This is a genomic window from Bacillus sp. EAC (assembly GCF_002156875.1).
In the GTDB taxonomy this organism is placed as follows: Bacteria; Bacillota; Bacilli; order Bacillales; family Bacillaceae_G; genus Gottfriedia.
Window position 1 is genome coordinate 298205 of the sequence record NZ_NCSY01000006.1, and the last position, 26421, is coordinate 324625.

The window sequence follows — 26421 nt, forward strand, 5'->3', positions numbered from 1 at the left end:
TCGAGTTCAACTTTGAATTTAACTAGTTGCTTTTTTAGTTGCTCTTGGCTTTTTCGATGGTGTAGCTTGCCCCTTCGTTCGATCAATACTTGCTTGAAGTGCAGACATAAGATCAACCACATTTTTTTGTTCTGCAGGCTGTTCCTGTTCAGTAGCAACAAATTCATTTGTATTTACTTTTTGAGTAATTAATTGTTCTAAAGCAGTTCGGTACGTATCTGTATAGTTTTCAGGATTAAATGCTGTTGTTAGTTGCTCTACTAACATCATACCTGCTTGTAATTCACGTTCTGATAAACCGGCTTTTTCTGGTACACCACCTGGAATCCCTTCAATCGCTCTTATTTCGTCTGGAAAATGTAAAGTTTCAAGAATGATTGCATTTTTATATGGTCGAATGGCAGATAAATGTTGTTTACTTCTAATCGTTATTTTAGCAAGCCCAATCTTTTTACTTTTCTTTAATATTTCCGAAAGCAAAGCATATGCCTTAGTTCCTCCAGAATCTGGGCCAATATAATAGGTTTTATCGAAATACACTGGATCGATTTCGGAAAGCTTTACGAAATCAATAATTGAAACAGTTTTCAATTCGAATTCCTCTTTTAATTTATTTATTTCTTCTTCCGTAATTTCAACAACTCTACCATTCGGAGTTTCAAAAACTTTTATGATTTCCTCCGGTGTAACATCGTCATCACAGCTAGCAACTTTTTTATATGAAATTGGTGTTTTACAATCTTTATGATATTGTCTAAACTTCAAATCCTTATCCTCAACAGCAGAAAATAATTTCACTGGAATTGTAACTAATCCCATACTAATCGTACCTTTCCAAACGGTATGCATTAAGTCACATCCTTTCCATTTTTTATTTAGCTTTTGTTAAAAGACTTCTATTAATTCAATTCTCATTTTAATAATGTGCATGTGTATATTGATTAATATTTAACTCTAAAATAAAAAACTCCTTTACTTAACTAAAAGTAATGGAGTTTAATTTTAAAATATAAATTCAAAATATCTCTTACATACTAGGGTTTTCAATTATACCTATTTTTCGTTCGTCCTAATGAATTTAACGGTTAGAAAAATACCGATTATTCCTAAACCCATCGAAAGATACATCATATTATTATCTGGACCTTTCATTAAAAATGCAAATAACGGTGGTCCTAATGCAACTCCAAAAAATCGAAGAGAACTATAAAGTGACGTAATTGTTCCTCTTTCCTCTTTTTCGATACCTTCTGTAACTAAAGCATCTAAACTTGGCAAAGAGAGTCCAATCCCAATGCCACTTAATAATAAAGTAGCAATGATGGGTACAATACTCTTTATAAAAATTGGTATAACGAACGAAATACTTATGAATACAAAACCTATAACTATACACTTCTTCATCGTACTTTTTTGGTCACCAATTTTTTTACCCGTTAAATATGAAGTAAGTGATAAAGCTGCTAATGGAATAGCCAAAACAAATCCTTTCCAAATTCCGTATATATCGTAACGCTTTTCTAATATCGTCGAAAGATAAAAGAGCATGCCAAATAAAATAAACATAATGATTGTTCCAAGAATAAAAATTGTAAAAAGCCAGGTACCTTTTTCGTAAAATATTTTCCGTATCGATTTAAGAAATTTTTTAAAAGATTTGATTTCCTTCTTCTGCTTTGGTGGTTTAACGAAAATTAAAATAAGTAGTATGGCAATCGCACATAAAATCGGAATTGAAAAAAATGGTAGAAACCAAATAATAGATGCGAGTATAGAACCAAGTATCGGACTTAACACTTTACCAAATGTATTAGAAGTTTCGACCAGTCCTAATCCACAGCTCACTTCTTTTTCATCTTTAAACATGTCCCCAACACATGGAATCACAACTGGCATTGCTCCTGCTGAACCTACTCCTTGAATAATTCTTCCGAGAATGATCCATGTATAGGGATTTTCTAACTTCCAAGAAGCCCAGCCTGTAACAAACCCTCCAATCCCCGCGATAATCAAACTAGGAATAATCACTTTTTTTCTACCCCATTTATCAGACAAATAACCTGCAATCGGAATTAGAAGGATTGCAACAATAGAATAAACCGTAATAATCATTGAAACTTTAAAATCAGAAATTGCTAGTTTTTTTTCAATAGTTGGTAGGACGGGAATAAGCATAGAATTCCCTAAGGTCATAACCAAAGGAACTGTAGATAATGCCCATAAACTCCATTTTTGTTTTGTATCCATTATTCCCTCCATGTCCTACGTCCCTCAAATTTTTCAATATCATTACTTTACCCAATGGCTTGTCTTGTACTGATGTTATTTAAAGGTAATTAGTCATTTAGCATTATGTAGATATCAGATGGAATTACGCATTTTTTTTAATAGCAAGGGTAAACTTTGAAAGGAAATGGTTGGAATTAATGAAGATAAAAGGGGTAATGAGTATTGGCAAGTAATTCAAAAGAACAAACAATTACAAACAATTCAAGTCGTAATTTATGGTCAGGAATCTTATTCGGACTCGGTTTAATTGCATTTATTGATGAGACGGTTTTTCATCAACTTCTACATTGGCATCATTTTTATGATAAATCCACTACAGGTCTTGGTCTTATTTCTGATGGCTTACTTCACGCATTTAGTTGGTTTGCGACGATCGCGTCATTATTTATGCTTGCCAATCTTCGCCGAAACAAAGTTTTTTGGATTGAAAGATGGTGCGGAGGATTATTCCTAGGCGCAGGATTGTTTCAATTGTACGACGGTACAATCCAACATAAATTAATGCGACTTCATCAAATTCGTTATAAAGTAGACATTTTACCTTATGACTTAACATGGAATATTACAGCAGCAGTAATTGTTTTATGCGGATTTCTACTTATCATGAGGACCCGGAATAAAAAAATAGGAACCCCTCGAAATGAAGTTTGAACATCTTCTTCATTTAAGTACGACTCCATTTAGCATTATTTTTTTACTATTCATCTTAGTTTTTTTGTTTTTCTATATATATTTCGCAAAAAAAGCACGCAACCAATATAAAAAATGGCCAATCTATCGTTATTATTGCTGGATAATAGGACTTGTTTGTATAACTGTATCAATAATTGGTCCTATAGCGAAACTTGCCCATCATCACTTTGTATTTCACATGATTACACATTTATTACTTGGCATGCTTGCCCCTCTCATGTTAGTACTTGCAGCGCCAATGACTCTTTTATTAAGGACACTAAATGTTTATTATGCTCGACGTTTATCTCGTTTTATTAGAAGTCCTTTCATTAAATTGGTAAGTAATCCATCCATTGCATCTTTGCTTAATATAGTTGGACTATGGTTTTTATATACTACATCATTATATAGTGCAACTCACCAAAACGGTGTTTTGCATATAATCGTACATATCCATCTATTTTTAGCTGGGTATTTCTTTACGATTTCAATGATATATATTGAACCGACTCCTCATCCATATAGTTTTCACTTTAGATCCATCATATTGATACTATCATTAGCCGGTCACGAAATCCTTTCAAAGTATATCTACGCTCATCCTCCTGATTCGGTTTCCTTTCTAGACGGAAGAATTGGTGGAGAGCTAATGTATTATGGTGGCGATGTAATTGAAGTAATGATTATCTTTATACTTTGTTTTCAATGGTATAAAGCTTCTCAATCTCGAAAATACGATGCATTAATATAAAGCTTTAAAAACAACCATGGTCTTATTTGGCATAAATAGATCCCCTTGTTATGCACAAAGGAATAGTGCATAACGAAGGAGGGTTCAAAACGAACAAATTTTATCTTACATTATGCACACTATCACTATCATTTGTAGTTTCAACGAGTATCTTTGCAGCAATTTTTGATTCTATGCCAATCGGGCCAAGTTACAAAAGTAATAATAAACATGGTCATAATACTCACGACTATAATGTTTATGATCCTAACCATGAGACAAACGATCGTTATAATATCTTGACGAACACAAATAATGACTTATTTAACATACAAATGTTAACCAAATAAAAAGTAATAACGTAAATTATAACAAGCTGAATAATCATTATTCGAATGATAGTAATTACTATCATAAAAACGCAACCCTAACTCCTGATGCAAATCCAGTTATCACGAATAACGATGATGTCCACTATGGATGTTTGGGATTATTTGGATTAGCAGGTTTACTAGGGTTACGTAAAAGAGAAAGAGTCGATTGAGTAAAAAAACCTTATTGGTTTTATAATCAATAAGGTTTTTTTATTGGCCATATTTTAAATCTGAACTTCATCTTTATTCCGAATCATTATTTTATATGAACTAATTTTATGTTCTAGCATTTTATTCGTGTCTTCAAGTATCTTTAATTGGTTTTCAATAGAACTTTTATGAACTTCCAATAGTTTTAATCGATCTAATGCTGTATGTTCGCCTTCAGTGAACAAGTGTGCATATTCTTTTATTTTAGTGATTGGCATTTGCGTCTCTTTTAATTTTAAAACAAATCTTAGCCATTGGAGGTGGGATTCAGTATATTTTCTTTCTCCATTTTCATTCCGATCTGGAAGAATGATATTCTCCTTTTCATAGTAACGTAATGTATGTGTACTAATTCCTAATACTTGTGCTACTTCACCAATTGAATACATAAAAACCTCCATCTTTAACTAATGCTATTCAAGTGTAAAAAATAGATTTGACTTAGAGTTTACTCTAACCAGTATAATAAATCCATACTAGTTAGACAATCAATTTCAGCTTAAATAAATCAAAATAGTAGGAGGAAATGTAATGAAAAAATATACAGTTATTACGGGTGCAAGTTCAGGAATTGGATATGAAACAGCCCTTGCTTTTGCTGCCCGTGGTAAAAACTTAGTCATCGTCGCACGTAGAACTGAGGAGTTAGAAAAACTTAAATCAGAAATCGCAAAAGTAAATTCCGAATTAGATGTAATTATAAAAACTGTTGATTTATCTAATACGAAAAATGCATTTGCATTATATGAAGAATTAAAGGAATACCAAATTGAGACTTGGATTAATAATGCAGGGTTCGGAAATTTCGCATCAATTGGTGAACAAAATTTAACAAAAATCGAAACAATGCTTAATTTAAATATTGAAGCTTTAACAATTTTAACTTCTCTTTTTGTACGTGACTATTCTGCAGTTGAAGGAACACAAATCATTAATGTTTCTTCAGGTGGTGGTTATACAATTATTGGAGATGCAGTAACTTACTGTGCTACAAAGTTCTATGTAAGTGCATTTACTGAAGGACTTGCACATGAATTAAAAGAAAAAGGTGCAAAAATGCAAGCTAAAGTTCTAGCTCCAGCAGCTACAGAAACTGAATTTGCAAGAGTATCCTACGACTTAGAAGAAAATCTTAAATTTGAAGGTGTTCTTCCAAAATACCATACAGCTAAAGAAATGGCAGGATTTATGCTTGATCTATACGATAGTGAAAAGGTAGTTGGAAAAGTTGATGGACTTACTTATGAGTTTCATTTAATAGATCCAATTTATCCTTATGCTGTAAGAATGAGAAGTTAATTAATATTTATTTAAAAAGCTCAGGAAACTTTCTTCCCTGAGCTTTTTATAGTAAAAACTAATTTTTTTAGTTCCAAAAAGTAAACATTAATGTGTCGTATCTGCTTCATTCAGTTGTTCCTTACAAAAAAACCGTTTATGTTTTATCATAAACGGTTTTACTAACTTATAGCTTTTCGTAAGCTGCCTGATATTTCTGAATATCACCAGCGCCCATAAAAATTAACACACTATTTTTATGCTTTTGTAACGCTTTAATATTGTCGTCTGTTAATAGTTCAGCACCTTTAATCTTGCAAGATAGGTCCTCAATTGTTAAAGTGCCCTTTTCTTCTCTTGCAGACCCAAAGATATCACATAAATAGACCTTATCCGCTTTTTCCAATGTTCCCGCAAATTCCGCTAAAAACTTGCTTGTACGGGTAAATGTATGTGGTTGGAATACAGCTACAATTTCTCTATCTGGATATTTCTGACGCGCTGCTTGAATCGTTGCTTGGATCTCAGTAGGATGATGAGCATAATCATCGATCAGTACTTGATCACCAAATCTTTTTTCACTAAAGCGACGTTTTACTCCACCATAAGATAGTAATCTCTCTTTGATGATGTCTACTTCTATTTCTTCATAATGACATAATGCAATGACAGCTAAAGCATTTAAAATGCTATGGTCTCCATAACCTGTAATATCGAATGTCGCATAATAAGTGTTACGTACGAACACATCAAATGTTGTACCATTTGTATGCTTTTCAATGTTACGAGCTTGGAAATCATTATCCTCATTAAATCCATAATACATTACAGGCACTTTTGCATAAATTCGTTGAAGATGTTCATCATCTCCACATGCTATGATACCTTTTTTAACCTGATCAGCCATTTGTTGAAATGCATCGAATACATCATCAACGCTCTTATAATAATCAGGATGATCAAAATCAATGTTCGTCATAATGCAATAATCTGGATAGTAAGAAAGGAAATGACGGCGATATTCACAAGCTTCAAACACAAAATATTGACTATTTTTTTCACCTTTACCAGTACCATCACCAATTAAGAATGAAGTCGGACGTGCACCAGATACAACATGTGCAAGTAAACCTGTCGTTGAAGTTTTACCATGTGCTCCCGTAATTGCTACGCTTGTATACTTATTCATAAATTCACCTAAGAATTTATGATAACGAGCCATTGGAATCCCTTTTTCAATAGCAGCAGCGATTTCTTCATGAGTGTCAGGAAAAGCATTGCCAGCTATGACAAATTGACCTTCTTTTATATTTTCTTTATCAAAAGGTAAAATAGTAATATTTTTTTTACGTAATTCATTTTCAGTGAAAAAGTGCTTCTCATGATCTGAACCTTGAACGTTAAAACCAGAGTCATGTAAAATCTGTGCTAAAGCACTCATTCCAGTACCTTTAATTCCTACAAAATGGTAAACTGTCATATTAAAAGAACCTCCAAAATCGATCACTAATACAACGGCCTATCTCTTAGACAGTATATGTGTGAATAAAAGAAATGGCATCAATAATTTTGAAATTGATGCATTATTACGTTGCCGAGTCTAGTTATTTTTTAATGATAACTACCTTATATTTTTACGCAAATAGTATTATATCACTTAAAGTGAAGTAGGACTATTTATTTTAAGATGTCCTAAAAGGGAATAATTGGCAATTCAGACAAATTAATTAGAATTGCCAATGTTAAAATACTATGAAACTGATATTAAAAACATCGAATTATAATTTAGGGTGCATCTCTACTTTTTCTAAGCGAGGATTCTCACGTAATTTACGCCCTACTTTAGCTTGCGGTTGACCATTTAACTCTACATTATCTCCAGTAAAGCCTATGTTAACCTTTAACAAGCTTCCCCCAACGCCATATAAATCTACAGGTACACCTTGTTTTTCAAACGCTAAGATTCTTTCTACTGTAAAGCCTCCACTAACTACTATTTGTACATGATTATAGCCTTCTTTATCGAGTGCCTCACGTAACGCAAAAATTAATGGTGGGTTTACTCCCCTAGGATCAAAAGTACCTAGTAGTTCAGGATTGCCAATAAAGTATTGATCAATCATTGTTTTAGACGTGTCAACACGGACAGCCTTCAATTTATGTCCAAATTCACGAGCAACCTTTAATGCATCACTTATTGCATCATTATTATAATCAACTAAAACAATTAAATCATCTTTTGGATAGACAGTTGTATATGCTCTAGCAGCTTCTACAACGTCTCCATTATACATTTGAATTAATGCGTGAGGCATCGTTCCCATACCTTCATTGCCCCACCACTCATTCATCGCATGTGTTGCTTGTGCGGTTGCACCACCAATAAATGCTGCATATCCATCACCGGCTTGCGTAGTAAAATGATCATCTCGATCCCCCATAAAAATAACAGGTTTTTTAACCCCCGCCGATTTGGCCGAATGCTTTACATTGTACACATTTGTGGCTACCGAAGTACGTCTTGCTAAAATTCCATCGATAATTCCCTCAAGAAAACCAAAATCTGCATATTTACCAGTTACCGTTAATACGGTCTCAAATGGTTCAATTTTATCGCCATCTTTTAATGAGTGAATAATAAGCTTTTCTGGATTGTCTGCGAATGTTTGAAGGATTGCAATTGCTTCGTCTGTACCGCAAAGTACTGCATTTTCTCTTTGAAAGAATTGCATTGTTACTTCTGTATCTGGCTTTTGTTTTCTAATTATTTCTCTCGTTTTTAAAAAGTAAACGGCTGAAAACCAGCCTTCACCGATACGATCATCAAATTTGAACGTTTGATTCGTTAAACGGCTAATTTTACCTTGTAATTTTAAATCTAATTCTTTTTCCATGAATCTTCACCTGCTGATAGTATCGTTCTATTTTTCTAGTATTAGTCAAAAATACTTTAACATTCGCTACTTACTTTTGAATTGTTTCAAGTTTCAAGTTTCCTCTGAACGAAACTCCTCTAAAGTAACGAGTATATCTCGTGGCTTACTTCCATTCTGATTTGATACTATTCCGTGATCATACATTAAATCGACTAATCTAGCTGCACGGTTATATCCAATTCTAAAACGTCTTTGAAGCATCGAAACGGATGCGCCTTTTTGGTCAATGACAAATTCTACAGCTTCACCGAAAAGCTCATCGTCAACATCATGTGCATCTGCTTTTGCAACTAGTTCTTCTTGATTAAATAAATAATTTGGTTTTTGTTGATCTTTTACAATTTCGACTACTTGTTCGATTTCATCATCAGAAACAAAAACGCCTTGTAAACGAACTGCTTGAGATTTTCCATTATCTAAGAATAACATATCTCCTCGTCCAAGTAACTTTTCTGCTCCCCCGATATCAATAATTGTTCTTGAATCAACCTGAGAAGATACAGTAAATGCAATTCGAGTTGGAATGTTTGACTTAATTATCCCCGTAATAACGTCAACAGATGGACGTTGGGTAGCAACTAGTAAATGGATACCACACGCTCTTGCCTTTTGTGCAATTCGGCAAATGTATGTTTCCACATCTCCAGGTGAAACCATCATTAAATCCGCTAACTCATCAATAATAATAACTAAGTAAGGTAGTTCATCATTAAACGCACCCTTTTTTCGAGCTAAATCATTGTATCGTTTAATATCTCTTGCCCCTGCATGAGCAAATAAATCATAACGTCGATCCATCTCATCACATGCCCATTTTAACGCTGCTGTTGCTGCGCGAGCATCAGTTATTACTGGTGAAAGAAGATGTGGTATATGATTATATGGTGCTAGCTCTACCATTTTTGGATCAATTAAAATTAATTTCACTTCATGGGGTTTAGCTTTGTACAAAATACTAACTAAGATTGAATTGATACAAACACTTTTTCCTGAACCAGTTGCCCCAGCAATTAAACCATGCGGCATTTTTGCAATATCTGCATATACAGGCTCTCCACCTATATCAAGGCCTAATGCTACTGTTAAAGGTGAGTCACTTTGAAGGAATTTCTCTTTACTCACTAACTCTCTTAAATACACTGGCTTACTTTCACGATTTGGTACTTCAATACCAATGGCACTTCTTCCAGGAATCGGTGCTTCAATCCGAATATCTCTAGCTGCTAAGCTTAATTTAATATCATCTTGTAAATTCGTTATTTTATTTACCTTTACGCCAGGATCAGGCTGAACCTCAAACCGAGTAACAGTTGGACCTTGTGTTGCAGCTATTACTCTCGCTCCAACATTGAAGTTGTGTAAAGTTTCTTGTAATAATTCTTTTTGTGACTCAACCCAATCTCCATCATTAAATTGTTCGAAAGGAGGCTCATTCAATAAATCTAAACCAGGCAATTCATAAAGAACTGGTGGCATAACTGGAATTTCCGGTTCTACAATAGGAGCTACTTTTTCAAGTGTTGTTTGGTTCGAATTAGTTAATTCAGTGTTAGAAGTATCTTCAACAAACTCACTCTTTTCTTGAACTTCCTGTATAATCGTAGATTCTATTTGAATCGTTTCATTAATTGGATGGAAAATATGTTCAACTTTCTCATCTTCAATTTCAACAACATGATTTACTGAATCAGTTGGATTATTAACTTCTTCGATTGTAACTAATTCGTTTGATGGATTTTCATTCATAAACGCTTCTGATACTTGTACTGTTTCCTTAGTAGGTGCATCAAGTTCATCAATACGCTCCTCAATTACTGGAGTTTCGTTTACCTTTTCAACTGTTACAGCTGTTTCATTTTGCAATTGACGTAGCTGCCTCATAATATTAGCTTTTCTAGCCGCCTCAACATCACTTCTTAACATCATTACATTAAAAGGAAAATGACGCTTTTTCTCTCTTTTAACTTCTTCCTTTTGTTCGGTCGCTTCGATTACTTCATCAGTCTGAATAGTTTTTTCATCTGAATGAACATGAGCACTAATTGAATTTGATTCTTCTATTGAAGGTACTACTTCTTCAATTGTTGTTTGATCACTTAGGGATACTTCGTTCTCAACTTCTGGTTTCTCACTTACAAATACTCCGTTCTCAACTTCTGATTGCTCACTTACCAATACTTCGCTTTCAACTTCTGATTGTTCACTTACGGATACTTCGCTCTCAACTTCTGATTGTTCACTTACGAATATTTCGTTTTCAACTTCCGGTTGTTCACTTACGAATACTTCGCTTTCAACTTCTAATTGTTCACTAACGAATAATTCGCTTTCAACTTCTGATTGTCCACTAACAAATACTTCTTCTTTAACTTCTTCAATTTCAACAAATTCTTGTACATCATTGACAAACTCATCAATCTCTTCTTTTTCTTCTGTTTGAATAGGTTCGTTACTGCTTTCTGCTTCTTGAACTAAGTTTTCTTCAAGCCTTTTTTCTTGTAATTGATCAGATTCAATATGAACAGTGATATCTGGTTGTTCAATTGAAATTTCTTTTTCTACAATGTTTTCATTTTCAGTTTTAATTGGAAGTTCATTCACTTCATTTGTTACTTCAACAACTATTTCTTCTGTAAGAATTTCCTGACTTAACTTTTCTTGTGATAGTATGTCTAGATTATTTATTTCATCTTGTTGATCTTCTAGTTCATTCGCTGTAACATTCTGATTTTCATTAACCTGGTGAACTTGATTAGTCATTTCTACAGTTTCTTCAAGCTTATTCGTCTGATTAAAAGCTTCAATTTCAACAACACTTTCAGCTGAACCGTTTAAATTCGAGTTACTAGTAAACTGATTTTCATATGAAGCAGTATTTGTTTCTTCATTTTCATTTGAAACTTCGTTATGGTCATCTTGATTAGTATTTACAGGTTTTTGGTACCCGTAAATAGGCGAAATATATTCGCTTGGTCGAAAAGGTGTTTTGCGTTTTGGACGAAAGACGATATCTACTTTTTCTTCTTTTTCTTGAACAGGTGGTTCTACTTGCTCAGTAATATAAGATACATTCTCTTTTTCATAAGTATATAATGCCTCTTTATTCGAATAATGAGTTCTATCATTGTACGTAGGCTCGATTTCATCTTTTTTAAGTCGAGTAATCGTTTGTTGTTGATTTTGCCAGAAGTCATAATTTTTCGGCTGGTGAAATACTGGTTCAACCTCTTGTTCTTCTTGTTTTATTGGTATATCATCATCTAATTCAAGTGGAAACCTGAAGTTTGGACGTTCATATTCATTGTTCTTTTTTTCGATAGAGTGTGATGTAAATACTCTAGCCTCAGATGGTGTCTCGTCAATCTCTTCTTCAATCTCATTAAGGCTATTTCCCCTAAATAGGCTCTTTAACCATTTTTTCATTTTTCTCACTCTCTCTATTTCAATTCATATCTTCTATTTTACCATGTGACATAGTGACAAAAAACACAATATTATTACAAATTACGCTATGACTAATATATTTTTATTGCAATCTTTTAATTTAATAAAATGGTTGTAATTTTTTTATCGTAAGTTGATTAAAAATGTTATATATTTTTTCCAATTTTCATTCTAATTTTGTTGCTATTTTAAAAGAAAATTAGTTGATTTCCACTCCAGGATAAATGCTACACACTCCATCTTTAACTGCAATTTTTCTCGTATGAAAACCTTATTCAAAACAAAAAACTTTTAAAGAAGAAAACAAAAAAAAGAGCTGACACAGTCAGCCCATAAATTTTACTAATATTACACTGTTGATGTTCATTTGATTCCTATTTCTAAAAACAACTTAATATAAAATTGACTTGTTTATGCATGCATTACATATCCACCTTTTCGTCAAAATGAAACTGAATCAAAAATTTAGTTTTTATACAAACTAAGCTATATTTGATATCCAAAAAGGAGAATCTTATGATTAAGCTCGTTCTTATACGCCACGGCGAAAGCCTATGGAATGTTGAAAATCGTTTTACTGGATGGACCGATGTGGATTTATCGAAGAGAGGATTAACTGAGGCAAGAGAAGCTGGTATTATTTTAAGAAAGAACGGATATACATTTGATCTTGCATATACATCTTATTTAAAAAGAGCAATTCGTACTTTATGGATTATTTTGCACGAAATAGATTTCATGTGGGTACCAGTTTACAAAACTTGGAGATTGAATGAACGTCACTACGGTTCGCTGCAGGGACTAGACAAAGAAGAGACTGCGAAACAATACGGTGAAGAACAAGTACAGACTTGGAGAAGATCTATGGATGTACGACCTCCTTCATTGGAGACAAATGATCCCAGATATGAAATAAATGAACCTCGCTATAAAGACTTAAAGGATAACGAATTTCCTCTTACAGAAAGTCTTGAGGATACAGAAAAGCGTGTAATGACATATTGGAACGAGTCAATTGAACCTGCATTGAGAAACAATCAAAAAGTGATTATCTCCGCGCACGGTAATACTTTAAGAGCGATCGTCCATTATCTAGACCAAGTTTCCGCTGACGGAATAGCCTCTTTAAATATACCGACAAGTATACCTTTAGTGTATGAATTGGATGACAATTTAAAGCCGATAAGACATTACTATTTAAGTTTAGATGGGGAAGTTCCTTCAGGAGTAATTCCAAAGCATATTCCTCCCGAACTACTCGACAATGAAGGGAACAGTGATCCTCATATTAGTCCTCAGGAGGAATAATAATCATCTATACATGTAGATGTTAAAAAGGAAAATCACTTTGATTTCCTCAGGCTGTCGAAAAAGTCGACAGCCTTTCTTTTATTGATTAATTTCGTATACTTTGTTTCTATTTATAAAAGTGATCTTATTTGTTTGCTTCATAAAATTTATTCTCGTGAATTTGAAAACATATACCCACTCAATACTACTCATACAAGCTAAGCTAGTTTACTGAAATAAATTAACATCTAAGCGATATGAATGCTCTTTATTTAATATTTTACCTAAATAAATACCACTTGCCGCTGCTTGTGATAATGAATGAGTAACTCCTGAACAGTCTCCTATTACAAATAGACCTTGAATACTAGTTTCGAAATTTGTATTCGATTCTATAATTGGAGAGTAAAACTTTCCATCAATCCCATATAGTAGCGTATCTTCATCTATCTCTTCTTCAATAAACATCTCTAATTGATTTAAAAACCCTTGTACGATCTGAAGATATAAAGCTGGAACGTCATTAATCAGTTCACCAAATTCAGCTTCTAAACTAGGTTTTACACGATTGTTTGTCATTTTTTCTTTTGTTGTTGGCTCTCCGTTTTTTAAATCACCTAGCCGTTGTACGAGTATACGATCTGAACCTTTATTAATTTTTCCAATCACTTCATGTGCATACTTATTTGCTTCCTGAAGCGTTTTAAAATAAGTTGGTGTAAATAAGGTAAAATTTAAATTTGAAGTTCCTGTATCTTGTTCTCTAAAATTCTGACCATCCGGCATAACTAAACCTTCTTGGTATTTACGTACAATTCTTCCTTTCGGATTCATACAATATGTAGTTGATATACTATTTTCAAATTCATAAGCAAGTTTCGTTTCAAACGTTTCCTGTAAAATTGATCGTAGCTGCTGCTCTTTCATCTCTACCCGAATACCTAAGTCCAAACGGGTTTTACCTTGCTTAACACCTAGAGACGAACACTGCTTATTTAACCATTCTGTTCCTGAACGGCCAGTTGCTAAAACGATTTTCTGAGATTGTATATTCCCTCGATTAGTCATTAAAGTAAAAATATTATCTTCTTTCTTTATTTCCTGTACGTCGACCTCAAACTTTATATCAATTTTGTTAGATAACACATTATAAATCTCTTGGAAAATTTTTGCTGAAAGAGATGTTCCCAAATGCCTAACCTCAGTAGTTAACATTTGCAAGCTACACGTTTCCGCTTTCCTTGCTAGTTGTTGATTTACTGTTGAATATTTTTCAACGGAGCTTCCTCCATAACGACAAATAATTTCGTCTACTTCATCCATTAAATGCAAAAGATTTTCTCTTCCTACTTTTTGCTCTAATTCTCCACCAAAATCACTTGTATAATTAAACTTACCTTCTGATTTGCCTAGACCAGCAAACCCAAAGTATTTTCCGCATACATTACAATCACATTTTTCCCCTCGATCTAAAGGGCATTCTCTCTCCTCTAAAGACTTACCTTTTTCAAGAATTAATACTTTTTGATTACATTGAGCCAATTTATAAGCTAAAAAAATGCTGCTAACTCCTGAGCCAATAATTGTAATGTCATACATTCTTACACACCTTCTTAATTTAACTAATTAATTATAAGATTATTTTACAATAGGTTCATGATGTTGAGATAGTAGACAATTTTCCCCCTAAACCTTTTTTATAAAAAACACTCTATTAGAAAAGAACTATAAATTAAAAAGGCTCCCAATCTATGAGAGCCTCATGCTATAGAAATCACATTTCTTTTTTCTGTTGTTTTAGTAATTCTTTAATCTCTGATAATTGACTTTCAATATTACCAAGACGTCTTTGCATATCATCAATCTCTTGTTCTGCTTTATAATTAATTGCAAAATCGATTACTGATTCGTGTTTATCACGTAATGCTTGACGATTTTGACTCATCATAATGACAGGTGCCTGAAATGCAGCTATAAAAGATAAGCATAAATTCAAAAGTATAAAAGGTGGTGAATCAAAATGAAATCCCTTTGTAAACGATATACTATTAAATAATATCCAGCAGGCAAGAGTACATCCAAACCAAATTATGAATTTCCAACTGCCTCCAAATTGTGCAATTTTATCTGCAATTCGATCTGACCACTTCGTTCGTTGCGTGTAATCACTATTTAATTGGTTAAGAATTTCCGTCTCATACCGGTCGACAAGTCGATCAATTCTTGATAAGTTTTCCTGGTTTAAATCGATATCAAATCCTTGAATTTTCTTCGTCTTTTTTTCTTGCTTTTTAAAATTAATTTGCTTCCAAATGTTTTGAACCATTTCAAAAACCTCCTCCTTTTTAAGAGGAAGTCATTTTTCAAAAGCTTATTAAGTGGATTCTATTTTATGCAGTAACCCACCATGGTTATTCAGTTGATAGACTTCCTCTGGTGTCGATGACTTATCCGACTCCCCTATACTGGGACTACTCATAAAACAGTTTCACCTCGCTTTTTTTTCATACCATATCATTATATGTTAACTTTTTAGTTTGGACTATACTATTCTATTAGAATATCAACGATACTATCATTTTGATTGAAGTTCATTAAATTCTCCATTACTAATTAAAGTCTTATTTAAATAATTAATTACTTTCTTTTTAGGAGAAAAACGTCCTATTTCTCGCTGAATTTACTGGAGGATTTAAAATGACTTGTGTAACATGGCATAATGAAAAAGCCACTCTAATCGTATCAGCACCATCATTAATCGTTAATAAGCCAATTACAATTCCTAGACCTGTTCCCTCCACTAGAAAGTTCTCAGCTAACGAGCCATTACTAACCTTTATACTTACTCTTGCACCGATAAGTGTATTAAATAATTCTCTTAAAGGTCTTTCACGACAATCACATTCACACCCAGAGTCAATAGGCGGAATTAAGATAATACGTGGCCCAGGAGGAATGAATCCTGTAGCTATGACATCTGCTATTGTGACGACAGAATTTGTGACTCCATCTGTTACAAAAGCTAAAAAGTCATTGACTGAGGTCGGTGTAACCATTGATAGAGATGGTTCCGTGTTTGGAGTATCTGCTACAGTTAGAATGATCACTGTTTCTCCAATAAGTTGCTGTAAAACATTTTGCATTGGGGTAACGCAGCAATCACAAAGACATCCCTCAGCTTCCCCAGTTGCGCCTGTCGCTCCAGTTACACCTGGTAGTCCAGTTGGACCGGTCGCACCAGTCGCACCTCTTTTCCCTCTCTTTCCTTCGTCTCCTTCTTCACCTCTTCGTCCTCTTACTCCCGGTGGTCCTGTTGGTCCTGTTGGTCCTGTTGGTCCCGTTGGTCTTTTTGGTATTGGTGACAATTGAAGCACCTCTCTCGTATAATATTTATATCTTTTTTTATCCTATGAAAATTGGACAAGTTGGTTCTTACAATAAGATAAATACATCTAAAAATGGATATGTTTAATTCTGCTTCAATCTCTTAAACTTCTAAAATAGATTAATTAATGTAGTAATCTACACAAATAGAAAAAATCATACATAAAAAGGAGTACTTCTTGATGAAAAGTCCTCCTTTTTGACTTTAAATGCTAAGTCAGCTCTAAGCTAAAATACGTTTATAAAGCGTAATGCAGTAAGTGCCATTTGTTCCTGAAGGCACTTGTATTGAGAAAGAAGTCGGATTTTTTACTGCACTAGCAAACGTATTTCCGGGGGGAACAGGTCCGACTGGGGTTGTTGGAGGAGCAGCTGAAGAATTCACAGTACCTGTGACACTTGTAATGCTCGAAGCTGAATTAAAAATCTCAAAAGTCCCTTCAAAATAATCGCCAAGAGGGGCGTTAAATACTATCTCATCAGTTACCCCGATAGTCGAGCCATTAAAGTTACCACAAATTCGTTCTTGAAATATTTGAGCCGGAGGACAACAAGATCCATTTGAACCGCACATAATATCTAATTCCTTCCAAATAAATAGTCGATAGCTTGTACATCAAACCATATTTCATTAGATGCTGTGATTACTATTTTGTTGAACAAATAACTCTTTATTAATTTGGGGGAATTACTATTTACTTAACTTAAACATTAGTTTAAAAAGCGGATTTTTGTTCGTACTTTACACTTCATCTGTTTTTTCTAATCCTTCTAATCCGTTCATTACCCCTTAGATTTTCAACACCCGCTAGTCTCTTTCATTAAATATTGGCATTCATTTCATCGGATTATGGTGAGAAGACTCCATGTTTGTTTATTCATACAACATAATTATTTGAACCCTTATTATATGTTTAAACAAGTTCTTTTGTTTGGACAAAAACTTGGGGGAATTCGTTCAAAATCGTCATTTTATTACACAAAAAAAAGACCACATTTCGGGTATCCCAATACGTGGCAAATTTATCTAGTGTGATTAAACTCGCGCGCTATTTTTAGTGAATAAAGAGTTCCGTAACTTCTCATCTCTTACTCGTCACGAATTATACCATGACTTGACCCTCTCATGACTTCCTTCCCTTTTTGATTATGATATACTGACTCAATTTCTACCTTTTTAAATCCCTCCATTTGTTCAATTTTTTTAATTGTAACTTCGCATGTTATCTTATCTCCACTAAAAACTGGTCGAATAAATTCGCTGACTAATTCTTTCGCGATGTAGTTTAAATCACCACCAATTTTTGTTCCAATACTGGCAGTTAATAAACCTTGAGCCATTAATCGTCCTTTTTCATCATATTCAACATGATGCTTACCTTGGTCACCAGAAATACGTCCAAACTCCAAAATATCTTCTTTTAGTAAAAGTCCTCTCCCACGTCAAAATATCACCTTTTTTTAAATCCATACTTTCCTCCTTCTATAACATTGATTAAGATGGCTTTTTCAAAACAAAATGATTACATACAGAATATAAATGAACAAAATAATGATAAGAATTCCCCAACAAGTCAAAACATGCGTTATACTATATACTTTTTTGAGATTCCTAATGAATAGGTCAATCACAAAGAAAATAATCGATGTCCATAAACTATAATAAGTTAGAACTGATGTGAAGACTTTAAAATAAAGTGGAGCAAACCAAATAGAATATGAAAAACTGCAGAATAAAATAAATTCAACTTATCCGTTGTAAATCTAGAAAGAAATTTTGCGATTGAATCACTTAAATAGTAAGTTATCGTCCCGTAAAAAAAAATTATTGGAATGCTAAATAAAATATAAATCACTATAGATCCCATAGTATTAACAAAAAACTTATTTAAAGAACTTATCTCATTTATGTCTACTTCAAATTGAGATATAGGCAGCATTATTCCTAATACAAAGCTAAACAATAAACTTGAAATAACACCTACAATCATTTTTCGCTTAATGCCATTTTCGAACCCATTTGTATTAGACAAAGCTTAACATCCTTTTGAGGACTTAAATAAGGATCATTTTAATATATATTTTTTTCAAATAAATAAGATACCTTTAGTGTCAGTGTTTTTTATAAGAGTCTACCCTCCAGCCCCACAGATAGAGAGTCTGCCTGTTAAAATCATGAATGAAGATCATTAATTCGTAGAGACTAACGTCAGATAAGAATCTCTTCACTGCTTACTTATCGAAATAAAAACGGAGGTCAAATAATGAACCCGAAAAAGAAACCCCTTATAAGCGAGGAACAAATGAAAATGGATGCGAATCTAAATAATCTGGAACCAGGTGAGTCAGTAAACGAACATCGCGAAATCGAAACAGCAAATATTACTTTAGCCGGAGAAGAAATTAAACAACAGAATAATAATTTATAAAGAAAAATCCTCCAATGTTATATTTGGAGGATTTTTTAAAATTATCCAATCTCAGAAAGGGGTCAATTTTTTTCGTTAGACACATCATTTTTAAATATAACGACCACTATTTTCAGCAATGATGAACTCCCTCTTTGAAAATATTTCTAGTGTTTCTATTGCATGAACTATTGACTCTAATGGTCTATCGATCATCTATACTCTCCTAAGTTAATGGAATCTATTTGAATATTCCCTCATTTCATAATATCAGTCGCTGAATCTTCCCATCACAATCGTATTATAATAATTGCCGTCAGAAAGTACTTTGTCCTTTTTTAATACACCTTCTATTTCAAATCCTAACTTTTTATAAAGTTCAATTGCTTTATCATTTGTTTCTAAAACATTTAACGTTATTTTTTTAATTTCGCTAGAATCAGCCCAAGAGATCGATTCTTTTAAAAGATTTTTCCCTACACCATATCCCCAAAAATCTTTTAAAACACATACTCCGAATTCTACTTTATGAGAAAATCTCTTCAATTGCTTTCCTTCGCATCTTGAAAAACCGACTATCTTATCATGAATTACTGCAACTAAAAATAGACTACTTTTACCTTCAGTGTCAGTTTTGATGATTTCTTCAAATCCAGGAATATCAATAAATCCCTCACCCTGTTCTCTATCCAAATTTTCAGTCTCTCCATCAATTTGTAATCTGATTTCAGACAATTCTTTTGCGTCCTTTTCAATTGCCGATCTAATGATATAGCTAATTCCATTACTATAAAATTCTCGTTTATTAATTTTCATATTATCCTCCTATCATTCTGTTAAATTTTAATCATATTTTTAAGTTCGTAAAAGGAAATAATTTTCTCCTCACCGAATACTGAAAGGATTGGATGTGGAGTCATTAAAAATTTTCTAAAGGGGTGCGCCAAGCCTCGACATTTCCGCAACTCCACAGGTGTCAAGCACCTACCTTAGCTCCATTCAACTTCTTATATTTATCGATTGTCTTCTTTACGCCAACCTTATTCGATCATCAAATTTTAATTAAAAACGTTTTATGTTATTCTGAAAATATAATTTAGAATTTAAGGGGTTGTTTAACATTCGTTTGAATAAATATATTAGCGAGTCTGGAAAAGCTTCTAGGCGTGCTGCAGATAAATTAATCAGTGAAGGCAGAGTCAAACTAAACGGGAAATTAGCTAAAATCGGAGATCAAGTAGAACCTGGCGATGAGGTTATCGTAAATGGAGAACATATACGTTTAGCTCGAAATAATGTTTATATTGCCTTAAATAAGCCAATTGGTATAACTAGTACAACGGAAAAGGGTGTAAAAGGAAATATTATTGATTTAGTTAATCATCCTTTACGAATTTTCAATATCGGTCGACTTGATAAAGATTCTGATGGCTTAATCCTTCTTACAAACGATGGAGATATTGTAAACGAAATTTTACGTGTTGAGAACAAGCATGAAAAAGAATATATTGTTTCGGTAGACAAGCCAATTACACCTGCATTCTTAAAAGAGATGACTGAGGGAGTCAAGATACTAGGAACAAAAACGTTACCCTGTGAAGTAAAGCAACTTTCGAAATATGACTTTCAAATCATTTTAACTCAAGGATTAAATCGTCAAATTCGTCGCATGTGTGAAGCATTAGGATATGAAGTTTACAGACTTCAACGTATACGAATCATGAATATTCATTTGAACAACTTACCTGTTGGACAATGGAGAGATTTAACTAAGAAAGAACGTACACAACTATTTAGAGAATTAAACTATGAACCAAATGAATGGTAAAATATGAAAAGGCAACGCAATCGACGCGTTGCTTTTTCACATTTTACCCCAAATTTTATTCTTCTTTATATTCTTTTCTAAATGATTTTATTCCTGTTTTTAATGAGGCATAAGATCCAATTGCAGCGTATCCATAAAACCACCCCATAAATATAGCGGAGATTAAACTTTGTCGATGACTAATAAAAATAGAAAAACATAATCCTAATATTAAAGCAATTAAAGGCACATATTTTCTTTTTATGTGAAAAAATATTTTTAATAATTGAGTGAGAACCATAACAACTGGAACGGCGACGATAGCGTCCCAAAAATTAGTATGTATAGTAGGAAAATCCATCCGGACAACACCTTTTTCCCTTATTATGCACCCTAAGATAAAAATAATATTCAATAATATAAAAAGACTCCCGCGTCACTGGAATATCTATCTTGGATTAAGGGGCTAATACTTTGCATTCTTTAGAAGGTTTTGAAATATGTATTTCTGGCACGGCATGGATTTCTTTAGGTATCCGGGAAGGTGCTTTAGGGACTTTTCTTATTTCATAATTGATCACATCAGAAGAGAAGAGCGTAACGATCATACTTCCTCCATATTGTTTAGCACGGATCAAGATTGGTTGATTATATTTATTTTGAAAGCGAAAGTCAGGGCCATACCAGCTTACTGTAGCGTCACGCCCGGGAGGAACATAAGTTACACGTCTACTATGGGAATATCGTTCGACAATAAGTAGCCCTGCACGATCTACAGCATTGAACAATGTTGATGATACCTGACAAATTCCTCCACCAACTCCCTCAGACAATTCGCCTCTAACAATAATAGGGGCATTCCTATACCCTTTTTCTATACTTCTATTTCCTACCACTTGATTAAATGAGAAAACCTCATTTGGGAAAACTACGTGATTATTAATAGCTTTTGCAGCGAGAGAGATATTGTGTAATCGACTTTTATTGTTGGAATTAAAATAAGTTACGTACTGGCCAATTTGCTGTACCTTAATATGAGCTAGTAATTCACTGTCAACTTTCGGATAAATGTCCAATTCTGGCACTTCAATCTCAGATGGACCATTTCTAAAAAAATAAGTATAGAATTTTTCCCTAAACTCCTTTCGATAAAGTCTGTAACCGACCTGTCCAGGTACAATTTTCCCTTCATCGTTAATCGTAGCATTTATGGGATCTTGGTATATTCGTCGGTCAAGTTTATCGATAAATTGACCATATTTTTTATCGTCGATCATTGGAGTTCCAGGAAGGGGTACTGTAAAATTTACCCGATTAACAATGGCAATTGTCTGTCCTTGTTGAGTGACAGTTAAGCTGTCAGGTAGATCAACAGGTTGTGCTAATAACAAAAGACCAGCTATCCATACTTGTATCATAAGTCGGCATACCTCCCAACATTAGTATGAACAAGAGAGTATATTTTAATGTGATTCTTCCATTTATCGCATACGATAAGCTTATGAATCTGATTTTTCATCCTTTCCTTTATAAAATAATTGAGCACTACCTCATTTGAAGTAATGCCCATCAACCATTTTTATTCATTCTAAAAACTTCTATTCTTTTTTGATTTTTTTATCATGAACAGAATAAAGAAAATAACACCTATTAAAAATACTACTGAACCTAGAAATAGCAGGCCAAGCAGTGCAAAATTAGACAGAGTAACCCCTACTTTCAAAAAATATGATACAAATCTTATTTTCTATTCGTTAATAATAAAAGAAACCCTTTTAAAAATTGTCTTAATTTTGCTAAAAAAATTTATTTTATTTACTAATAAAAAATAATAATTTGAGAAATACTAACTCCAAAATGAATATTTTGTGTTAATTAAACCCAAAATTAATAAGAAAAGGTGGAAATTCTTCCCCTTAAAATGAAAGTAAGAAATTAAAATTTAAAAGGTAATTTGCTTATATTTCATTTTATTGTTAAGATAGTATTATTATTATGTGTGTAACCCACACAAGGAGGCAACAATTATGGAACATGGTAAAGTAAAATGGTTTAATGCAGAAAAAGGTTTTGGATTCATCGAGCGCGACAATGGGGAAGATGTATTCGTACATTTCTCAGCTATTCAAAGCGAAGGATTCAAATCTTTAGACGAAGGTCAAGCTGTAACTTTTGAAGTTGAAAAAGGTCAACGTGGTCCTCAAGCGACTAACGTTCAAAAAGCATAATTGACTTAAACAAGGACAGGCTCTTATATAGAGTCTGTCCTTATTTATTAGTTTGTGAAAATAACACAAATTTAGCACTTACACACCATTAAAAGATTCCCATCAGGATCCTTAAAATTAAACCAATGATTATGCTGGATTTCTGTTACTAATTCAACATTCTTACTTTTCATATACTCATATGATTTCTCTATATCGTTTGTGTTCAAATGAAAAACTGGTGTTTTAAAAACATTTTCCTCCGCAAAAATCTTACTATCTAAGACTATTCCTGTTCCATTCATAGGTACAATATACAAATGACCATATAGTATTTCACCATCTCCTGGTAATCCTAATAAGTCACAATACCAATTACGTGATTCTTCAACATTACTTACAGGAATAAAAATTGTTCCAATTTGATTTAGAATAGGATTCATTTCATACCTCCAATGATAATTTTTTTAAGATTACAGATTAATTCTTTGATCTATTAATTCCCTCTCACTAACTGCTAATTTCATAATAAAAAGGAGAAATAGCCCAATATCCCCTTAAATTAAAATGAATTTCAGTAAAAACCCTTCTATTATTTCTTTCTTAAATTAAAAGCTAAAAATAAAGCACATATTCCAGATAAAAACTGAGTGCCAAATTGAAACCAAATTAACTTATCATTTGGTCCATTTCCAATCACACCTACTTTCGGAGAATAGCCGTAATACAAAGTCCAAAATGATAAACTCACTAAGAATATCCCACAAAATAAAACGATCAGTTTTCTCATCTAAACCTCCAAAGAGATGTACTTGAGTAATAGACTCTACTACTTCCTAATATTCTTTAAAATAGCTGATTATCCTTTTCCAATAAAACTAACTCGTCTTTCGTATTTCTCTAAATAAAATAAAAGTATGTATGCGAGATGTATAAAAATAGTCAGAATTGATTAGACAAGAAGATAAGTAAGAATAGTTAGATAGAAGGATTAGTAAAGGGTGGAGAATTATGAAGATTGTCAAAGTTACATTGGTATCAGTCCTAATTGTATTGTTATCAGCGTGTAATCTAAACTGGAGCTTGAAAAATACTGAAAATAAAAATGTAAGTACTGCAAGCACAGTGCGAAACCAAAATTATGTGATAGTTGATAATCTTAAATACCCCTGGTCAATTGATTTGATGGACAACACATTTTATATGACTGAGAGAGATGGCAACATATTAGAAGTCACTAACGGGAAAATGAAAAGGCAAAAGCTAAAAACAAATAAACCAATAGTTTCTACTGGAGAAGGTGGATTGCTTGGTTTTGTTTTAACACCTAATTTCACACAAACTAATCAAGCGTATACTTATCATACATACAAGGTGAATGATAGTTTAAAGAACCGCATCATTTTAATAGAAAAAACGAGTAATGGATGGCGAGAAGTAAAATCGATTCTTGAGGGGATCCCTGGAGGACAAATTCATAATGGTGGCAGATTGGCAATTGGACCAGATAATCATTTATATATCACAACTGGAGACACCGGTCATGATGAGCTTGCTCAAAATTTAAAGAGTTTAGCTGGAAAAATTCTTCGCTTAAATTTGAACGGTACTACGCCAAACGATAACCCTTTTCCTAATTCTCTAATTTATAGTTATGGACATCGTAACTCTCAAGGGATAGCATGGACCAATGATGGTTCAATGTACGCTTCAGAACATGGTCCGAGTCCTATGGGTGGTCATGATGAAATCAATAAAATCGAGCCTGGCAAAAACTACGGCTGGCCTATAATAATTGGAGATGAGAAAAAAGAAGGAATGGTAACTCCACTTTATCAAACAGGCGATGAAACATGGGCTCCGTCAGGTATTAAGATCAATGACAGAAATGAAATACTGGTTTCTTGTTTGATGGGTGAAAAACTTATAAAATATTCAATTTCTAATGGAAAATTAGAAACTGTCTTGGATGGAGTGGGTAGAATACGAGATGTGTTTTTAAAAGATTCAGCTATATATGTTATCACGTCTAATGGAGAAAACGATAAGTTATTGCGTATTAGCAATTGAATATTCACATACATATAGGGAAGCAGCATCTGAATCAAGTGATGCTGTTTTTCGCATACTCTACTAGTTCAACAAGTATTTTCCGGTTATTTTGTTATTTCTATTAGCCCACTTCGTTATTCAAAAAGGGCATTTTTAGCATAACATAGCATAGTGTAATTACAGGGGGAATAGTATGAAACGTTATCTTTTTATCATCGGAATGTGCTTAACTCTTGTTGGTTGCCAACATAAGGAAAAGTCTAATACAGTTGAAATCATTAAGGATACGACAACACTAGATACTATTCCAATAGTTAAGTCAGCCGGTTTAACAGAAATTGAGTATTTGTATGATGGTATGGATCGCGGACATCATGATTATGAAGGTACATTGGTAATTGACACCTCCTACTACAATAAAAATAAATTTCAGCGTGGTGAAGTTGTTTATTATACATCTCCTAAAAGTATTCACAAAAATGTTGCCCGTGTGGTTGGATTACCAGGCGAAAAAGTAGAAATCAAAAATGGACAATTGTTTATAAATGATCATAAATTAGATTCTTTTTATGCAAAAACCATGAATAGAGGCATATCAGATTTTATAACTTATAGAAAATGGATGAAAGCAACTGGGAATACAATAATTGGAGAAAATAATTGGAAAGAATATTTTAAAAGAAGTCTGAACCCTGTAATCATAAAGGACAATGAGGTTTTTATTTTAGCTGATAACGGTTGGAGAGTATCGGATAGTTTTGATTTTGGACCACTATCTCATGACAATATCGAAGGAAAAGTATTGGGAATGACTAAAACTCGCTAAAAAAAGCGAGTTTTAATTATTTTAATGCATATTCCTGCTGTCTAGTTATCAAGTTAAACTTTAATTCAATTACTTTCTAGTTCTTTTTTTAAGTCTCTTAATAGTACATCTACTTCAACAATTGTCATATTCTTGCCATTTGGAAATATTGAAGGCTTAATACCATCAATTTTCATTTGTTTAAGCCAACCGTTAATAAAGTTATCCATGTCTATCGATTCTGCTCTAAATTCACTACCTACCGCAAAAGTTTCAGCAGATTCCTTTTCTGGAAAAAATGGGAAGCGTGTATTTCCATCTGCATCAACTATCGCTGCGCTGCTATCTTTAAATAAGATCCAAACTTCTTCACATTCACAAACTTTTTTTACGAAATACTCATATCTAATATGAGGTTCTTGATTAATTATTGCTTCGTTTTCTTTTTTATTCATTATTACACTACCTCGTTTATATAATTTTTTAGTATCTTCTATTTACTTACTATACTGCTTATAAGAGAAATAAAAAA

The 26421-nt window shown here is 33.1% G+C and carries 27 protein-coding genes and 1 pseudogene; 10 read left to right on the forward strand and 18 right to left on the reverse strand.

Annotated elements, in window-relative coordinates; translation table 11 throughout:
- Positions 1-18 precede the first annotated feature (18 nt).
- Together ku and B7R65_RS12560 are read right to left on the reverse strand one after the other, a co-directional pair.
- On the reverse strand, positions 19-849 hold the full coding sequence (gene ku, locus B7R65_RS12555) for a non-homologous end joining protein Ku (protein WP_088043125.1): 831 nt from the start codon (positions 847-849) through the stop codon (positions 19-21).
- 204 nt (positions 850-1053) lie between these two features.
- The gene (locus tag B7R65_RS12560; protein ID WP_256941294.1) at positions 1054-2247 is read right to left on the reverse strand and encodes an MFS transporter; all 1194 of its coding nucleotides are present in this window, start codon (positions 2245-2247) and stop codon (positions 1054-1056) included.
- Positions 2248-2451: 204 nt separating this feature from the next.
- On the opposite strand from B7R65_RS12560, the gene B7R65_RS12565 reads away from it, so the two are divergent.
- Genes B7R65_RS12565 through B7R65_RS21515 form a run of 3 tightly spaced genes read left to right on the forward strand, consistent with a single transcriptional unit; the run spans position 2452 to position 4044 of the window.
- Entirely contained in the window at positions 2452-2940 is a 489-nt protein-coding gene (locus B7R65_RS12565; RefSeq protein WP_088043126.1) for a DUF2243 domain-containing protein, read from the forward strand.
- Positions 2930-3715: a cytochrome c oxidase assembly protein gene (locus B7R65_RS12570; RefSeq protein ID WP_088043127.1), complete on the forward strand. Its 786-nt coding sequence runs from the start codon at positions 2930-2932 to the stop codon at positions 3713-3715. Before B7R65_RS12565 ends, B7R65_RS12570 begins: the two co-directional genes overlap by 11 nt.
- A 50-nt stretch (positions 3716-3765) precedes the next feature.
- Entirely contained in the window at positions 3766-4044 is a 279-nt protein-coding gene (locus B7R65_RS21515) for a hypothetical protein (RefSeq protein ID WP_218780426.1), read from the forward strand.
- A 248-nt stretch (positions 4045-4292) separates the two neighbouring features.
- On the opposite strand, the gene B7R65_RS12575 is transcribed toward B7R65_RS21515, so the two are convergent.
- Positions 4293-4667 carry a MerR family transcriptional regulator gene (locus tag B7R65_RS12575; RefSeq protein WP_088043128.1) on the reverse strand — a complete coding sequence of 125 codons (375 nt, stop codon included), beginning with the start codon at positions 4665-4667 and terminating at the stop codon, positions 4293-4295.
- A 142-nt stretch (positions 4668-4809) separates the two neighbouring features.
- On the opposite strand from B7R65_RS12575, the gene B7R65_RS12580 reads away from it, so the two are divergent.
- Positions 4810-5577 (forward strand): SDR family NAD(P)-dependent oxidoreductase, encoded by a 768-nt coding sequence (locus tag B7R65_RS12580; protein ID WP_088043129.1) that lies wholly within the window; start codon positions 4810-4812, stop codon positions 5575-5577.
- A gap of 166 nt (positions 5578-5743) precedes the next feature.
- Here the strand turns inward: B7R65_RS12580 and murC are convergent, their stop codons facing one another.
- The 3 genes from murC to B7R65_RS21780 form a co-directional block, all read right to left on the reverse strand.
- A complete protein-coding gene (murC, locus tag B7R65_RS12585) occupies positions 5744-7036 on the reverse strand; it encodes a UDP-N-acetylmuramate--L-alanine ligase (protein WP_088043130.1) in 1293 nt (430 codons plus the stop codon).
- Positions 7037-7334: 298 nt separating this feature from the next.
- Positions 7335-8450: a nicotinate phosphoribosyltransferase gene (locus tag B7R65_RS12590; protein ID WP_088043131.1), complete on the reverse strand. Its 1116-nt coding sequence runs from the start codon at positions 8448-8450 to the stop codon at positions 7335-7337.
- Between the two features lie 93 nt (positions 8451-8543).
- On the reverse strand, positions 8544-11915 hold the full coding sequence (locus B7R65_RS21780) for a DNA translocase FtsK (protein ID WP_088043132.1): 3372 nt from the start codon (positions 11913-11915) through the stop codon (positions 8544-8546).
- A gap of 537 nt (positions 11916-12452) precedes the next feature.
- Here B7R65_RS21780 and gpmA point away from each other — a divergent pair.
- Positions 12453-13244 carry a 2,3-diphosphoglycerate-dependent phosphoglycerate mutase gene (gpmA, locus tag B7R65_RS12600; protein WP_088043133.1) on the forward strand — a complete coding sequence of 264 codons (792 nt, stop codon included), beginning with the start codon at positions 12453-12455 and terminating at the stop codon, positions 13242-13244.
- A 210-nt stretch (positions 13245-13454) separates the two neighbouring features.
- On the opposite strand, the gene B7R65_RS12605 is transcribed toward gpmA, so the two are convergent.
- The 6 genes and pseudogenes from B7R65_RS12605 to B7R65_RS12630 form a co-directional block, all read right to left on the reverse strand.
- The gene (locus B7R65_RS12605) at positions 13455-14825 is read right to left on the reverse strand and encodes an NAD(P)/FAD-dependent oxidoreductase (RefSeq protein ID WP_088043134.1); all 1371 of its coding nucleotides are present in this window, start codon (positions 14823-14825) and stop codon (positions 13455-13457) included.
- 175 nt (positions 14826-15000) lie between these two features.
- Positions 15001-15552 (reverse strand): DUF1003 domain-containing protein, encoded by a 552-nt coding sequence (locus B7R65_RS12610; RefSeq protein ID WP_088043135.1) that lies wholly within the window; start codon positions 15550-15552, stop codon positions 15001-15003.
- A 322-nt stretch (positions 15553-15874) separates the two neighbouring features.
- Positions 15875-16591, reverse strand: coding sequence for a collagen-like triple helix repeat-containing protein (locus tag B7R65_RS12615; protein ID WP_142288243.1), 717 nt, complete (start codon positions 16589-16591; stop codon positions 15875-15877).
- A 242-nt stretch (positions 16592-16833) separates the two neighbouring features.
- Positions 16834-17184, reverse strand: coding sequence for an S-Ena type endospore appendage (locus tag B7R65_RS12620; protein WP_088043137.1), 351 nt, complete (start codon positions 17182-17184; stop codon positions 16834-16836).
- Between the two features lie 515 nt (positions 17185-17699).
- Positions 17700-18081, reverse strand: a pseudogene (locus tag B7R65_RS12625) (FAS1-like dehydratase domain-containing protein).
- A gap of 196 nt (positions 18082-18277) precedes the next feature.
- On the reverse strand, positions 18278-18643 hold the full coding sequence (locus B7R65_RS12630; protein ID WP_088043138.1) for a hypothetical protein: 366 nt from the start codon (positions 18641-18643) through the stop codon (positions 18278-18280).
- Positions 18644-18874: 231 nt separating this feature from the next.
- Between B7R65_RS12630 and B7R65_RS21335 the strand changes: the two genes are divergently transcribed.
- Positions 18875-19039 (forward strand): hypothetical protein, encoded by a 165-nt coding sequence (locus tag B7R65_RS21335; protein WP_179194858.1) that lies wholly within the window; start codon positions 18875-18877, stop codon positions 19037-19039.
- 249 nt (positions 19040-19288) lie between these two features.
- Here the strand turns inward: B7R65_RS21335 and B7R65_RS12635 are convergent, their stop codons facing one another.
- On the reverse strand, positions 19289-19834 hold the full coding sequence (locus tag B7R65_RS12635; protein WP_088043139.1) for a GNAT family N-acetyltransferase: 546 nt from the start codon (positions 19832-19834) through the stop codon (positions 19289-19291).
- A gap of 295 nt (positions 19835-20129) precedes the next feature.
- Here B7R65_RS12635 and rluF point away from each other — a divergent pair, with 295 nt between their 5' ends.
- A complete protein-coding gene (rluF, locus tag B7R65_RS12640) occupies positions 20130-20846 on the forward strand; it encodes a 23S rRNA pseudouridine(2604) synthase RluF (protein WP_179194859.1) in 717 nt (238 codons plus the stop codon).
- Positions 20847-20901: 55 nt separating this feature from the next.
- Here the strand turns inward: rluF and B7R65_RS12645 are convergent, their stop codons facing one another.
- Together B7R65_RS12645 and B7R65_RS12650 are read right to left on the reverse strand one after the other, a co-directional pair.
- Entirely contained in the window at positions 20902-21186 is a 285-nt protein-coding gene (locus B7R65_RS12645; RefSeq protein WP_088043140.1) for a hypothetical protein, read from the reverse strand.
- A 97-nt stretch (positions 21187-21283) separates the two neighbouring features.
- A complete protein-coding gene (locus tag B7R65_RS12650) occupies positions 21284-22243 on the reverse strand; it encodes a VanW family protein (protein ID WP_088043141.1) in 960 nt (319 codons plus the stop codon).
- Positions 22244-22852: 609 nt separating this feature from the next.
- Here B7R65_RS12650 and B7R65_RS12655 point away from each other — a divergent pair.
- Complete coding sequence (locus tag B7R65_RS12655) at positions 22853-23053, forward strand: cold-shock protein (protein ID WP_088043142.1); 201 nt, start codon at positions 22853-22855, stop codon at positions 23051-23053.
- 71 nt (positions 23054-23124) lie between these two features.
- Here the strand turns inward: B7R65_RS12655 and B7R65_RS12660 are convergent, their stop codons facing one another.
- Together B7R65_RS12660 and B7R65_RS12665 are read right to left on the reverse strand one after the other, a co-directional pair.
- Positions 23125-23475: a VOC family protein gene (locus B7R65_RS12660; protein WP_088043143.1), complete on the reverse strand. Its 351-nt coding sequence runs from the start codon at positions 23473-23475 to the stop codon at positions 23125-23127.
- A 149-nt stretch (positions 23476-23624) separates the two neighbouring features.
- Entirely contained in the window at positions 23625-23822 is a 198-nt protein-coding gene (locus tag B7R65_RS12665) for a hypothetical protein (RefSeq protein WP_088043144.1), read from the reverse strand.
- Positions 23823-24043: 221 nt separating this feature from the next.
- On the opposite strand from B7R65_RS12665, the gene B7R65_RS12670 reads away from it, so the two are divergent.
- Entirely contained in the window at positions 24044-25102 is a 1059-nt protein-coding gene (locus B7R65_RS12670; RefSeq protein WP_088043145.1) for a PQQ-dependent sugar dehydrogenase, read from the forward strand.
- Between the two features lie 175 nt (positions 25103-25277).
- The gene (gene lepB, locus B7R65_RS12675) at positions 25278-25910 is read left to right on the forward strand and encodes a signal peptidase I (RefSeq protein WP_088043146.1); all 633 of its coding nucleotides are present in this window, start codon (positions 25278-25280) and stop codon (positions 25908-25910) included.
- A 65-nt stretch (positions 25911-25975) separates the two neighbouring features.
- On the opposite strand, the gene B7R65_RS12680 is transcribed toward lepB, so the two are convergent.
- A complete protein-coding gene (locus B7R65_RS12680) occupies positions 25976-26344 on the reverse strand; it encodes a DUF2750 domain-containing protein (protein ID WP_088043147.1) in 369 nt (122 codons plus the stop codon).
- Positions 26345-26421: the final 77 nt, after the last annotated feature.